This window comes from Kitasatospora sp. NPDC006697 (genome assembly GCF_042869935.1).
In the GTDB taxonomy this organism is placed as follows: domain Bacteria; phylum Actinomycetota; class Actinomycetes; order Streptomycetales; family Streptomycetaceae; genus Kitasatospora.
The window spans coordinates 40,829-54,163 of sequence record NZ_JBIAGU010000026.1 but is presented as its reverse complement, the minus strand read 5'-3'; the positions used below and the strand labels follow the sequence as shown (position 1 = coordinate 54,163).

At 72.9% G+C, this 13,335-nt stretch carries 11 protein-coding genes; 5 read left to right on the top strand and 6 right to left on the bottom strand.

The window, feature by feature from the left end; genetic code table 11:
• Positions 1-72 precede the first annotated feature (72 nt).
• The gene (locus ACFYNO_RS29595; RefSeq protein WP_388019236.1) at positions 73-900 is read right to left on the bottom strand and encodes a class I SAM-dependent methyltransferase; all 828 of its coding nucleotides are present in this window, start codon (positions 898-900) and stop codon (positions 73-75) included.
• A gap of 146 nt (positions 901-1,046) precedes the next feature.
• On the opposite strand from ACFYNO_RS29595, the gene mshA reads away from it, so the two are divergent.
• Both mshA and ACFYNO_RS29585 read left to right on the top strand, forming a co-directional pair.
• Positions 1,047-2,411: a D-inositol-3-phosphate glycosyltransferase gene (mshA, locus tag ACFYNO_RS29590; protein ID WP_388019448.1), complete on the top strand. Its 1,365-nt coding sequence runs from the start codon at positions 1,047-1,049 to the stop codon at positions 2,409-2,411.
• A gap of 59 nt (positions 2,412-2,470) precedes the next feature.
• Positions 2,471-2,992 carry a YbjN domain-containing protein gene (locus ACFYNO_RS29585; protein ID WP_388019233.1) on the top strand — a complete coding sequence of 174 codons (522 nt, stop codon included), beginning with the start codon at positions 2,471-2,473 and terminating at the stop codon, positions 2,990-2,992.
• Between the two features lie 4 nt (positions 2,993-2,996).
• Here the strand turns inward: ACFYNO_RS29585 and ACFYNO_RS29580 are convergent, their stop codons facing one another.
• Complete coding sequence (locus ACFYNO_RS29580) at positions 2,997-4,253, bottom strand: MDR family MFS transporter (protein WP_388019230.1); 1,257 nt, start codon at positions 4,251-4,253, stop codon at positions 2,997-2,999.
• Positions 4,254-4,399: 146 nt separating this feature from the next.
• On the opposite strand from ACFYNO_RS29580, the gene ACFYNO_RS29575 reads away from it, so the two are divergent.
• Positions 4,400-5,158 (top strand): phosphoglyceromutase, encoded by a 759-nt coding sequence (locus ACFYNO_RS29575; protein ID WP_388019227.1) that lies wholly within the window; start codon positions 4,400-4,402, stop codon positions 5,156-5,158.
• 81 nt (positions 5,159-5,239) lie between these two features.
• Here ACFYNO_RS29575 and ACFYNO_RS29570 read toward each other — a convergent pair whose 3' ends face one another.
• The 4 genes from ACFYNO_RS29570 to ACFYNO_RS29555 form a co-directional block, all read right to left on the bottom strand.
• Positions 5,240-6,478 (bottom strand): tyrosine-type recombinase/integrase, encoded by a 1,239-nt coding sequence (locus ACFYNO_RS29570; protein ID WP_388019224.1) that lies wholly within the window; start codon positions 6,476-6,478, stop codon positions 5,240-5,242.
• 215 nt (positions 6,479-6,693) lie between these two features.
• A complete protein-coding gene (locus ACFYNO_RS29565; protein ID WP_388019221.1) occupies positions 6,694-6,951 on the bottom strand; it encodes a helix-turn-helix domain-containing protein in 258 nt (85 codons plus the stop codon).
• Positions 6,952-8,457: 1,506 nt separating this feature from the next.
• Positions 8,458-9,786, bottom strand: a complete 1,329-nt coding sequence (locus ACFYNO_RS29560; protein ID WP_388019218.1) for a DUF3987 domain-containing protein — start codon at positions 9,784-9,786, stop codon at positions 8,458-8,460.
• Between the two features lie 768 nt (positions 9,787-10,554).
• On the bottom strand, positions 10,555-11,397 hold the full coding sequence (locus tag ACFYNO_RS29555; RefSeq protein WP_388019215.1) for a hypothetical protein: 843 nt from the start codon (positions 11,395-11,397) through the stop codon (positions 10,555-10,557).
• Positions 11,398-11,568: 171 nt separating this feature from the next.
• On the opposite strand from ACFYNO_RS29555, the gene ACFYNO_RS29550 reads away from it, so the two are divergent.
• Together ACFYNO_RS29550 and ACFYNO_RS29545 are read left to right on the top strand one after the other, a co-directional pair.
• Positions 11,569-11,946 carry a GntR family transcriptional regulator gene (locus ACFYNO_RS29550; RefSeq protein ID WP_388019212.1) on the top strand — a complete coding sequence of 126 codons (378 nt, stop codon included), beginning with the start codon at positions 11,569-11,571 and terminating at the stop codon, positions 11,944-11,946.
• A gap of 180 nt (positions 11,947-12,126) precedes the next feature.
• A complete protein-coding gene (locus tag ACFYNO_RS29545) occupies positions 12,127-13,329 on the top strand; it encodes an XRE family transcriptional regulator (protein ID WP_388019209.1) in 1,203 nt (400 codons plus the stop codon).
• Positions 13,330-13,335 lie beyond the last annotated feature (6 nt).

Below are 13,335 nucleotides of genomic sequence, written 5' to 3'. Positions count from 1 at the left end.
CCCCTGTGTATCGAACCCGCGTCACGGGCCGTTCGCCCGGACGTTCGCCCGGCCCGGCGTCCTGACCGCCCGTCAGGGCGCCAGCGCCGCCCAGGCCACCGTGACCTCGCCCTGCCGCCACCGCCGCGGCGAGTCGGTCAGCGGCCACCGCCCGGCCAGCGCCGCGCAGGCCGCCGCCCACCGCTGCCGCGCCCCGAACGCCCCGTACGGCGCGGCCGCCGCCCAGGCCCGGTCGAAGTCCGCCAGGAAGGCGTGCACCGGCCGCCCCGGCACGTTGTGGTGGATCAGCGCCTTCGGCAGCCGCTCGGCCAGATCGGAGGGCCGCTCCAGCCCGGCCAGCCGGGCCGCGAAGGTCACCGTGCGCGGCCCCTCCGGCCCGAGCGCCACCCAGACGTGCCGCCGCCCCACCTCGTCGCAGGTGCCCTCGACCAGCAGGCCGCCCGGCGCCAGCCGCGCGCAGAGCCGCTGCCAGACCGCCTCCACCGCCTCCTCCTCGTACTGCCGCAGCACGTTGGCCGCCCGGATCAGCAGCGCGTCGGCCCCGTCCAGCGGCACCTCGAAGCCGCCCCGGCGGAAGGTGAGGCCGGGTGGGCGGGCGTACGGCAGGGCGGCGGCCACCCGGGCCGGCTCGATCTCGATCCCGACCGTGCGGACGTCCGGCCGGACCGCCGCCAGCCGCCCGGCCAGCTCCACCGCGGTCCACGGCGCCGCACCGTAGCCGAGGTCCACCGCGACCGGCGGGCCGTCCGCCCGGAGCAGCCGCGGGCCCAGCGCGTGCACGATCCAGCGGTCCATCCGCCGCAGCCGGTTGGTGTTGGTGGTGCCCCGGGTCACGGTGCCGACCGGCCGGGCGGTCCGGGCCGTGGTCCCGAACGCACCCGGGTCGAACGAAGCAGCCATGCCCCGCAGGGTACGCGGCGGCCGGTCGGACGAGTCGATCGTCACGGCGCAAGCGGGAATGCGCCCTCGTCCTCGTCGGTTGTCGGGCTGGTGGACCGGGAACGGCGGTCGGCGGCCCAGCGCAGCAGAGAGGCATCAGTCAGGTGATCCAGCACCCCGTGTCGTGGCGGGACCGGCACTCGGCGCCGCGCGGCCGCCTGCACGCCTTCGGCTCCTCCGGGCGCGGGCGGCGTCCGCGCCGGATCGCGATGCTGAGCGTGCACACCTCCCCGCTGCACCAGCCGGGCACCGGCGACGCGGGCGGGATGAACGTCTACATCGTCGAGCTGGCCAAGCGGCTGGCCGCGATCGACATCGAGGTCGAGGTCTTCACCCGCTACACCTCCTCCGACCTGCCGCCGACCGTCGAGCTGGCGCCCGGGGTGCTGGTCCGGCACGTGACCGCCGGCCCGTACGAGGGGCTGGTCAAGGAGGACCTGCCGGCCCAGCTCTGCGCCTTCACCCACGGCGTGCTGCGCACCGAGGCCGGCCACCGCCCCGGCCACTACGACCTGGTGCACTCGCACTACTGGCTCTCCGGCCAGGTCGGCTGGCTGGCCGCGCAGCGCTGGGGCGTGCCGCTGGTGCACACCATGCACACCATGGCCAAGGTCAAGAACGCCGCGCTGGCCGAGCAGGACACCCCCGAGCCCGCGGCCCGGGTGATCGGCGAGACCCAGGTGGTGGACGCGGCCGACCGGCTGATCGCCAACACCGCCGACGAGGCCGGCGAGCTGGCCTTCCACTACGGCGCCCGGCCGGACCAGCTGGCCGTGGTGCACCCCGGGGTCAACCTGGACCTCTTCCACCCCGGCGAGCCCGGCGCCCAGCGGGCCGCCCGGGCCGAGCTGGGCCTGCCGCAGGACGCGGTGGTGCTGCTCTTCGCCGGCCGGATACAGCCGCTGAAGGCGCCGGACGTGCTGCTGCGGGCGGCCGCCGTGCTGCTGGAGCGGCGGCCCGAGCTGCGCGAGCGGCTGGTGGTGCCGGTGGTCGGCGGCCCGTCCGGCAACGGCCTGGCCAAGCCGCAGAGCCTGCAGAAGCTCGCCGCCGAGCTGGGCATCAGCGACGTGGTGCGGTTCCACCCGCCGGTCGGCCAGGCCGAGCTGGCCCGCTGGTACCGGGCGGCGACGGTGCTGGTGATGCCCTCGCACAGCGAGTCCTTCGGCCTGGTGGCGCTGGAGGCGCAGGCCTGTGCCACGCCGGTGGCGGCGGCCGCGGTCGGCGGCCTGCCGGTGGCGGTGCGGGACGGCGAGAGCGGCACCCTGGTGGACGGCCACGACCCGGCCGCCTGGGCCCGCGCCCTGGAGCCGTACGCGCTGCGGCCCGAGCTGGTCGCCCGGCAGGGCGTGGCGGCGGCCCGGCACGCGGCCGGCTTCGGCTGGTCCGCCGCGGCGGCCGCCACCGCCGAGGTCTACGCGGGGGCGATGGCCGGTTCGGCCGGCCGCCTCGGGCTGCGCCGCCGGCTGGTGTGACGGGCGGCGCGCGCCCGGGTCCTGGGCCGCGCCCGCTACCTGCCGGTAGGTTCTCCGGCATGGCAATCCGTACCAAGGACCGGGCCCGGGCCGAGCTGGCCGCGGCGCTGGACGAGACCGGGGCGGCCTGGGAGCCGGCCGCCGCCGACCCCTACACCCTGGTGGTGGCCCTGCCCGGCACCCGCAAGCTGAGCACCGCCTGCGCGCTGCGGATCGGCGACCACACCCTCTCGGTGAACGCCTTCGTGATCCGCCGCCCGGACGAGAACCACGAGGCGGTGTACCGCTGGCTGCTGGAGCGCAACACCCGGCTCTCCGGGGTGGCCTACGCGCTGGACGCGCTGGGCGACGTCTACCTGACCGGCCGGCTGCCGCTGGACGCGGTCACCCCCGGGGCGGTGGACCAGCTGCTCGGCGCGGTGCTGGCGGCCGCGGACGAGCCCTTCGACACCCTGCTGGAGCTGGGCTTCGCCGGCGCGATCCGCCGCGAGTGGGAGTGGCGGACCAAGCGCGGGGAGTCCACCCGCAACCTGGCCGCCTTCACCCACCTCGCCGACCGCCCGGCCGCGGAGCAGGACTGAGCGCTCAGCCCGCGGCCCGCACCACCGAGGCCTCCTCGGCCCGGCGCGCCACCAGCAGGTAGCCGATCCCGGCCACCGTGCCGAGCAGCGCGCAGCCGCCCCAGACCGCGTCCGCCCCGGCGCCGTCCAGCAGCAGGCCGCCGAGCAGCGGGCCGAGGAACGAGGCCGCCGACCAGGCCAGCGAGGCCACGCCCTGGTAGCGGCCGCGGGCGTGGGCCGGCGAGAGCTCGGCGACCAGGCTCATGTTGCTGGGCATCTGGATGATCTCGCCGACCGTCCAGACCGCCACGGTGAACGCGAAGAAGAGCGCCGAGGAGCCGGCGAAGGCGGCCAGCGCGACGCCCCAGCCCGCCAGCAGCGCCCCGGCCATCAGCAGCCGGGCCCGGTCCCGGCCCTGGATCAGCCGGGTGACCGGGATCTGCAGCAGCACGATCAGCAGCCCGTTCAGCCCGATCACCAGGCCGTACTGAGTGGTGCTCAGCCCCGCCCGGCCCATCACCACGGCCAGCGTGGTGCTGCCCTGCTGCATCACCATCGCGAACAGGAAGGTCATCGAGACCAGCGCGATGAACCGCCCGTCCCGGAACACCGTGGCCAGGCTGACCCGCGGCGCCGCGACCCGTTCGGCCGCGGGGGCGGCGGCCGCGGCGGGCCGCGACTCGGGCACCTTGGCGAAGACCACCAGCGCGCAGGCCAGCGTGGTGGCCGCGTCGGCCAGGAAGAGCAGCAGGTAGCCGTGGACCGCGATCAGCCCGGCCACCGCGGCCGAGACGCCGAAGCCGATGTTGATCGCCCAGTAGTTGAGCGAGAAGGCCCGCACCCGGTCGGTCGCGGGCACCACGTCGGCGATCACCGCGGAGATCGCCGGGCGGGCCGCGTTGCCGCTCAGCCCGGTGAGGAAGGCGACCGCGGCGATCGCCAGCTGGCCGCGGGAGAAGCCCAGCGCGGCGGTGGAGAGCGCGGTCAGGGTCTGCGCGGCCAGGATGGTGGGCCGCCGCCCGATCCGGTCGGCCAGCACCCCGCCGGTCAGCGAGGCGATCGCGGAGCCCAGGCCGTAGAGCGAGGCCACGGCGCCCGCGTAGCCGGCCGAGTAGCCGCGCACGGCGGTCAGGTACAGAGCGAGGAACGTGACGACGAACCCGCCGAGCCTGTTCACCAGGGTGCTGGTCCAGAGCCACCAGAACGCGGACGGCAGGCCGCCCACCGACTCGGTGGCCGCGGCGCGAATTCTGGCGGGCAACCGGGTGGCGGCTGCGGGCATGGGGGCTCCCGGATCGGCAGGTGCCCCGGTGAGCGGCGTGGGGTGACCGGAGACCGGGGCAGTAAGTGGCTCATGCGATGTGCACACATTACAGAGCTGCCGCGCCCCAGGCCAGGGGTTTATAAGGACGCACTAAGCTGTCGCCCATGGCTGACACGACCTACCGACTGATCCTGCTCCGCCACGGCGAGAGCGAGTGGAACCAGAAGAACCTCTTCACCGGCTGGGTCGACGTCGACCTCAACGAGAAGGGCGAGAAGGAGGCGGCCCGCGGCGGCGAGCTGCTGGCGGCCGAGGGCCTACTGCCGGACGTGGTGCACACCTCGCTGCTGCGCCGGGCCATCCGCACCTCGCAGATCGCGCTGGACAAGGCCGACCGCCACTGGATCCCGGTCAGCCGCAGCTGGCGCCTGAACGAGCGCCACTACGGCGCGCTGCAGGGCAAGGACAAGGCGCAGACCCTGGCCGAGTTCGGCGAGGAGCAGTTCCAGCTCTGGCGCCGCTCCTACGACACCCCGCCGCCGGTGCTCGAGGACGGCACCGAGTACTCGCAGTCCGGCGACGCCCGCTACGCCGAGATCCCCAGCGAGCTGCGCCCGCGCACCGAGTGCCTGAAGGACGTCGTCGACCGGATGCTGCCGTACTGGTACGACGCGATCGTGCCGGACCTGGCCGCCGGCCGCACCGTGCTGGTCACCGCGCACGGCAACAGCCTGCGCGCGCTGGTGAAGCACCTGGACGGCATCTCGGACGAGGCGATCGCCGGCCTGAACATCCCCACCGGCATCCCGCTGGTCTACGAGCTGGACGCGGACTTCAAGCCGGTCACCGCCGGCGGCCGCTACCTGGACGCCGAGGCCGCCGCGGCCGCGATCGAGGCCGTGAAGAACCAGGGCAAGAAGTAATCAACTTGCCGGTATGGCCCCTGACCTGCGCGAATGGCGCAGATCAGGGGCCGTCGCCGTTCCTGGGCCGCCTGTGGGCCGTCAGCCCTGATGATCTTGGGATCGGAATACGGCCTCGATCGCCTTGCGGGCCCGGTTCCGGCTGTCCGGCATGAGGTGGGCGTAGACCTTGAGGGTCAGCCCCGGATCGGCGTGGCCCAGGTACTCGCTGACGGCCTTGATGCTCTCCCCGGCGTCCAGCAGCACCGAGGCGTAGAAGTGCCGCAGGGCGTGCATGCCGTCTTCCCGGGCAGGGGCGTACCGCTCGCCCCTGGCCGGCGCCGGGATGGCCCCGGCGGCCACCAGGGCGGGCTTCCAGTGGTCCTCGTTCAGCACGTTGCGCCAGACGTGGCCGCCCGCGGGCCCCGTGAACAGCAGCCGCCGGGTGACCGGCGGGCCGCCGAGTTTCATCCACGGGAGCGTGATCGAGACCGGCGGGCACCGCCTCATGTGCTCGCGCAGCGACTCGGCCACCGGATCGGGGAGCGGGACGTCCCGCAGCTTGCCGCCCTTCGGCGGGGCGAAGACCGGTTTGCTTCGGCTCAGCTTGAGCTGGTGGGTGACGTGGAGCTGGCCGTCCTCGAAGTCGAGCGACTCGACAGCCAGGCCGAGCATCTCGCCCTGCCGCAGCCCGCAGCCGGCTCCGAGGTCCACCAGCGTCCGGTACCGCTCAGTCAGCGCGGCCCGGACGGCGAGCACCCGGGCCAGCTCCCATGGCACCACCCGCTTCGCGCCGACCACCGGTGGCCGGACCGTCCGGGCGTCGCAGGGGTTCCGGGGCAGGTGCCCGTCGTCAACGGCCGCGCTGAGCACCGCCCGGACGTTGGAGAAGATCACCCGGGCGTACGATCCCGAGATCGGGGACGCCTCCAGCCTGCCGACCATGTCCCGGATGTGGCTCGGCTGGAACGACCCGAGCGGGCGCATGCCGACCAGCGGGAAGGCGTGCCGCCGCAGCTGCGACTGCATCGACGCCTGGGTGTTCGGGTCGCCCACTTGGCTGGCCAGGAACCGTTCGGCGAACTCCTGGAAGGTGGTCCGGGCGGCTCGCGGGTCGATGTACTGGCCGCGTGCCATGTCGGCCTCGATCTGGGTGAGCCAGTCTTCAGCCTTGCGCTTCTGGCGGTCGGGGAAGGACTGGCTCGTCTCCTTGCCGTCGGGGCCGATGTAGCGGGCCCGGTAGCGCATGCCGGTGCCGTAGCGGTCGGTCTTGACCCGGCGAGGCTTGCCGTCGGGTCCGGTCTCGGTCTTGTACCAGCGGTCTTGGACGTGTCCGGCCATGGGCCAGCTCCTTGGCTGTGGGTGTGGGTGTGGGTGTGGAGGGCAGGGAGGGAGGCGGCTGGGCCGCGCGGGTGCGTTGTGGGCGCGGCCGGCGGGCGGTGCGGTGCCGCCTCCCTGGCTCCCTGGATCGGTGTCTGTGCCGGTCAGGGGAGGGATTTGGGGGCAGGGAGGCGGTCAGGGAGAACTCCCTGTCTCCATGCCGGTTCCCTGGTGGTTCAGGCGGCTTGGTCGCTCTGCTGGGCGACCCATGCGGCGACGGCGGCGGGGTCGTAGCGCAGGTGTCGGCCGACGCGGAAGCCGGGCGGGCCGGTGTGCTTGCGGCGCCACTGGTAGACGGTCTCCACGGAGGGGAGGCTGAACATGGACGCGATGTCCTCGGGGGTGAGGTAGCGGGTGGGGAGCGCGGGCGGTTCGGGCTGGGCGGTGTCGAGCGGGATGATGCGGGTGACGGTGGGTCGCTGACGGTCGCTCACCTGGTCTCCTCTGGTGGAGCACCAGCGCGGCGGGGGCGGCTGCCCCATGGCCGCGAGGGACCGTTCGTGGGGCCGATGCCGGGAGTGCGCTAGGTGCTAGATGGCCGGTCAGGGGCGGGGTGGTGCGCTAGCGGGGGTGCTAGGTCTAGCGGGTTGGACCGCTAGGCCTTGGTGGCTTGCTGGGGTGGTTGTGGTGACGGGGCGTAGCCGTGGCGGTCGGTCGGACCGTGGCGTGTGGTTGGCGGGCGGGATGCGAATTTCGCATCGCGTATTCGCGTCGGGTTGTGTATTTCGGGGGCCCTATGCGTAGGGGCGCGCCCGTGCGCGCGCGAGGGTGGGGCGCGGTTGTGAATTTCCACGGAGGGCTCCGGAGGGGTCTGGGGAGGGGGCCCGGGGGTTGCCCGGGGTAGTCGGTGGTGGGGCGTCAGGCGGGGCGCCGGAGGGGGCGTCAGGTGCGTCAGGTCGGGCGTCAGGCGGGGCGTCAGGAGCGTCAGACGGGCCTCGCGCGCACGTATGACCCGGGGGTTTGGGCCGGTTCGGCGTCAGACGCGTCTGACGCGTCAGGGCCGTCAGGTGCGTCAGTTCGGGGCTGCCCGGATGGTGCGGAGGGGCGTTCACTCGGCTTGCCGGCTCGGGCGCTGCCCCGAGGAGAAGCGCTCCTCCTTGGCGAGGACAGGCGGTGGTTGGTCACGCGGTCCGGCCGTTTCGTCACGGGTTTCGTCACGGTCTCGGTTGGTGGTGAGCGGGCCCGGGGTGTGGTGGCCGGTGGTGTGCCGTGTGGGGTGTGCCGGGGTGTGTGCCGTCCTTGGCACACACCCGTTCGTGTGGGGATTCGTGCTGTGCGGCGGCGCCGGGTGTGCCGGGTGTGCCGTCCAGTTCTCTGGACGCTGGCCGGTTGGTGGGGAGCGGGCTCGGGGGGTGGTGGCCGGTGGCGGGGTGCTGGTCGTGGGTGCGGTGCGGGTGGTGGCCGGCTGCTGCTGGGTGATGGTCATCGGGGTCCGTCTCGGGTTCGGGGTGGTCCGGAAAGGCTGGAAAGGTCAGAAGGCCGTGTGAGCTGGGGTTTTGGCTGGCGGAAAGCCGTCCGGAATGGTCCGGGAAGGGTCCGGGAGGGGCGGTGGTCTGCGCGGCGGGGCGGGAGAAGCGCTCTTTCCGCCCCGCGCGGTCGGGTGTGCTCGCCGGTCTGCCCGGATCGCTCGGCTGTCGTGGACCAGCAAGAGGAGCACCCGGGGCGGGGCGGTGGTGCTCTTCTTGCTGTCGGCTCGGTGCTGCTCGGCTGGCGGACCGGTCCGGAAAGGCTGGAAAGGTCGGAAAGCGGGTTGACCTGGGGTTTTGGCTGGCGGAAAGCGGTCCGCGATGGTCCGGGAAGCGTTCCCGCCGGGCTGGGTAGCGTTCCCGGGCGGTCCGGCCGGGGCTTCCCGGACCATTCCGGACGGCTTTGCGCCGCGCGTTTGGGCTGGTCAGCGGCCTTTACGGCCCTTCCGACCTTTCCGGACCGGTCCGGGAAGCTCAGTCGGGGTCGGCGGGGGCGTAGAGGTAGATCGTCTGCGGGCGGCCCTCGCCGGGGATCTGGACGGCGCCGTAGCCGGGCAGCTGGCACAGCCGGGCGGTCAGCTCGCTTCGCCAAGGGGCGCTGTAGCGCTTGAACATCACCTGGACCCGGGACTGGGTGAGCCCGGAGGAGCCGGCGGCCTTCACGGCGGCGGCGAGCTTGTCCAGGTTCGGGTCACCGGTGGTCTGGGCGGCCGGGCCGAGGATGTGGGCGGCGCTGGCGCGGGCGTAGCGGACCAGCGCCCATGCCGCGCTCAGGTGCGGGCGGTCGATGCGGTCGGTGCCGTCCAGCAGGGCGTAGACCATGGCCACGCGCTTGGCGTAGGGGGCGGCGCGGGCGGTGAACTCCGCCAGCGGCCCGTCATCGTCGTCCCCGGCCGACAGGGCCGGGTAGACCTCAGAGCGCCACAGCTGCGCGGCATCGTCGGTGAGCTGTACTTCGCCGACCCGCCGCGCGGCGGCGAGGGTGGTGCGCCACTGCTCGCCGAGCTGGTCCATCAGCTCGGCCGGGGCGCCAGTGGCGTCCGGCAGCAGGAGGTTGCGGTGGACGAAGACGGGCAGGAAGCGGTTGTAGGTGCCGCCGGCCATCTCGGAGTCCTGCATCTTGGCGCGCAGCTCGCGGGGGCTGATGTGGCCGATGATCGCGATGTGCGGGGCGGTGGCGCGCAGGGCCTCGCGGTTCATCACCCCGAGGTCTTCGCCGTTCCAGGCCTGCCGCAGGATGCCGCCCAGCGAGGCGCCCTCGCGGCGGGAGCGGGCCATCGTGACCCCGTACTCCGACTCCACGACCCACAGCCGCTTGTCCATCACCCCGCCGCTGACCTTGCCGGTCTTCGGGTCGGTCACCGGGTCGGCCACCGCCTCGATCAGGCCTTCGCCGGAGGAAAGGCCGGTCGGGGTCTGGGTGGCCAGGAACTCCGGCACGGCGGCGGCGAACAGGCGGCGGACGGTGCTGGAGGCGGCGCCCTTGCGGCCGGCGGAGGTGGCCCCGACGGTGAGGGCCCAGATGATGGCGGGGTGGCGGTCGTTGCCGATCCACAGGAACGGACCCGACCCGATCACAGCCCCTCCGGCCGAGAGGAGGTTGACCAGGACGCCGACGGGGTCGGCTTCGGTGGTGGGGTCCAGGGCCCGCACGGTGTCGCCGACGCGGCCGGTGAACACCTCCGGGTCGGGCACGGGGCCGGGTCGGTCGGGCCGGTCCAGGCCGTCGGCGGGGTCGTAGAGCGGGTTCGCGGGTGGTCGGGCGGGGTCGGTGTCGGGGACCAGGTGCAGGTCCACACTCATCGGACAGCCTCCACGGGTGCGTGCAGTCGGGGTGCCGGTCGGGTGCTCACCAGGGCCGATCCTCCCGCTTAAGAGGGCTCTTAAGGCAGGGCGGGCGGGTCCGCAGCGTGCGACCGGTCGGGTGGTCGGGCCTCTTTGCTGATCAGCAAAGAGGGGGGTGGAGCGGGCGGTGGGTCCGCTCCGGGGCCGGGGTGGACACCTGGTGGTCGGTCGGGTGTCCACCTGGCGGGTCGGGTGGACACCGGGCCGGTGGTCGGGGTGTTCACCGGTGCTCACGGGTGTTCACCACGACCGCTCACCGGGGGCCCGGGGAGGGAAGAGACCACCCCCGCCCGGGGGCGGGTGGCCTCTTCCACCCGGCGTTTCAGGGACGGTCCGGGGCGCTTCAGGCCCGGGTGAACACCTGCTGGTCGGGCGGGTGTTCACCGGTGCTCACCGGCTGCTCACTGCCCCGGCCGGGGCTGCCCGCTTCACCCCCGCGAGGGGGTGTTTCAGGCGTGACCTGCGGCGTTTCAGCTACGGGCCGGGCGTTTCAGCGGCAGCCGGCTGGGCTTCAGGGACGGCTGCCGCCGCAGGTGGTGAGCGGTGGAGCCTGCCCGATGGGCCCGGGTGAGCACCCGGTGAACACCGGTGAGCGGTGCCCGGCGCCGGGTGAACACCCCGGGTGTCCACCCGTTCGGAGCGGGTGTCCACCCGGTGTCCACCCGGGCCCGAAGCGCCCCGGAGTGGCCCTGAAATGAGCGGCCGTGAGCGAGTGGTGAGCGGTACTCAGGCCGCTTCGGCGAGCTGCTGCTGAACGCGCTGGCCGTGGAAGACCGTGTCGAAGTGGGCGCCCATCTCCGGGCAGTCCTCCACCGACACGCCGTAGAACCGGGCCCCGCCGCTCGTCTCCACGACCAGCGGGGTGGCCAGGTCGAAGCGGAAGCGGTGCCGCTCGGCGACGAAGTGCACGAAGCGGCGCCGCTGCCAGTCGGGCATCAGCCGCTTCATCCGCTCCCGCCGCTCCCGCTCCCACGCGGTGGACGGCTTGGGCACCATCAGGTGCTGCTCACGGGCGAACTCCGCCGCCGCGAACACCAGCTCCTCCACCGAGACCCGGGAGGCGCCCAGTGCGATCGCTTCCGAGACCTGCTCGGCCGACAGCGGCGCGGCCCGGTAGTCGTCCTGCCTGCGGCGCGCCAGCACCTCGTCACCGGCCAGGTAGAGCGCCACCGCCCGCTCGTCCTGGCTCATCAGCCGCGACGTCGCGTTCGTGTACCACTGCGACACCATCAGGCTGTGCGCCCGGGACCAGGCGACCGCGACGTCGAGCTGACCGCTGGCCTCGGCGGTCAGCTGAAGCATCTCGCGCGCCCAGCCGTCCAGCTCGGCCACGCCGTGGGTCTCCAGCACCCTTCCCACCGTTGCGATCAGGTCCAGGTGGGTCGGGTTCTGCGGGAGACGGTCCTGCGCCTCGAACAGCGCGGTCGCGACCTGGAGCCGGTTCAGCTCCACCCCGCCGACCGCGGTCTTCGGCAGCCGCTGACCCGGCCGGCGCCGGTCCTGGACCGACACCCGGTCCACCAGCGACGACACCGACGCCAGTCGAGAAACAGTGAGCGTTGCAGGCATGATGGAACTCCCTTCGTGGGGCATGGAGCGGCGACTGTCTTGGCGGATGGGTGCCGCTCCACTGCATTTCTGTGGGGCTTCCTTGCGAGACCTAGAGTGCTCTAGGTCGCTCTAGCGTGTCAAGCGATCGACCTAGGTGTGTTAGAGCGCTTTAGGGAGTAGCCTGACGGCATGACTCTGGTTCAGGACGAGAGACCGCCGTACGTGCAGGTCGCCGATACCCTCCGGGCCGAGATCGCCTCGGGGGAGCACCAGCCAGGGGCCAAGCTGCCCTCGGTGAAGAAGCTGGCAGAGCGATTCGGCATCGCCGACATGACCGTTCAGTCTGGGCTCCGCGTACTGCGGGAAGAAGGGCTCATCGTGTCCAGTGCTGGACGCGGGACCTTCGTCCGCAGCGACGTGGACCTGTCGGCCATTGGCGCCGGAGCGGCGCCGGCCGAGGATGACGTCCGTGTACAGCTCGCTCATCTCACCTCCCAGGTTGGCCAGCTGGCGGCTCGGATCGAGGAACTTGAGCGGCGCGTAATCGCTCCGTCCGTTCCTGACTAACCATCGGCTAACAGCGAGTGTGCGGCCAGTGACACCAGCAGGGGGTCGCCGGTGACAGGGCTGGTGTCACTGCCCTGTCACCCCCTGCTGTCCAGGGCTTTTGCAGTGCAAGACTCATCACAGGCACCACCCCAGAGGGAGGGCACCATGAGCTTGGACAGGCCCGCATGGGCGCGACGCATGACCGCAGAGCGCGAAGCGCGGGAGTGGTCGCAGACGGACGTGATCAAGGCACTCCGGGCCCATGCGCCCGAGGAACTGCCGGCCAACGCGAGCTTGCTCCGGCAGTGGAAGCGCTGGGAGTCGGGAGAGGTCATGCCGAGCGACTTCTACCAGCCGATCATCGCCGCCACCTTCGGCACGGTGACGCACGCGCTGTTCCCGGTCAGCAGCCGGCGGGACGGCAACGCCGAGATTGCCGTGGTCAGCGGCATGGAGACGCTGGACATCATCAGCCGCCTTCAGGCGTCGGACGTGGACAACGCCACGTTGGACGCGCTCCGGATCACGACCGACCGGCTCTGCTCCGAGTACGCCCAGCTGCCGCCGGATCAGCTGGCGGTTGAGGGGCGGCAGTGGCTCAAGCGGGTCGCGGCTCTGCAGTCGCAGCGGCTGACGCTGGCTCAGCACCGGGAAGTGCTGGCGCAGGCGGGATGGCTGGCGCTGCTGGTGGGGTGTGTCGAGTACGACATGGGCGACCGCCGCGCGGCTGAGTCCACCCGGCGCGCGGCGCTGTCCCTCGGGGCCGAAGCCGAGCACGCCGGGATCCAGGGGTGGGCGCACGAGATGCGCGCCTGGTTTGCCGTCACGGCCGGGGACTACCGCGGCGTGCTCGCAGCGTCGAACGCGGGCACCGGAGTGGCTGCGCAGCAGGGCGTGGCTGTGCAGCTGGCAGCCCAGGAGGCCAAGGCGTGGGCGCGGCTCGGCGACCGTCGACAGGCCGAGGTGGCACTGGACCGTGGCCGCCGGCTGCTGGAAGGGCTGCCCTACCCCGAGAACCTGGACAACCACTTCGTGGTAGATCCGGCGAAGTACGACTTCTACGCCATGGATGCGTACCGGCTGCTCGGGGAGAACAAGCTCGCCCGGACCCTGGCTGAGGAGGTGATCCGGGCCAGCACCGACTACGACGGCACCGAGCGGTCGCCGATGCGGATCGCTGAGGCCCGGCTGACGCTCGGCGTGGTCGCCGCGCGGGAGGGGGACCTCGAAGGCGCCATCAACTACGGCGAGTGGGCGCTCCGGGGCGAGCGTCAGTCCTTGCCGTCCATCCTCGCCGTCAGCAAGGAGCTGGCCACCGTGGTCGGCAGGAACTACGCCGAAGCCCCAGAGACGCGCTCGTACCTGGACCACCTGAACACCCTGGCCAGGGTCGGCGCGTAGGCGCGG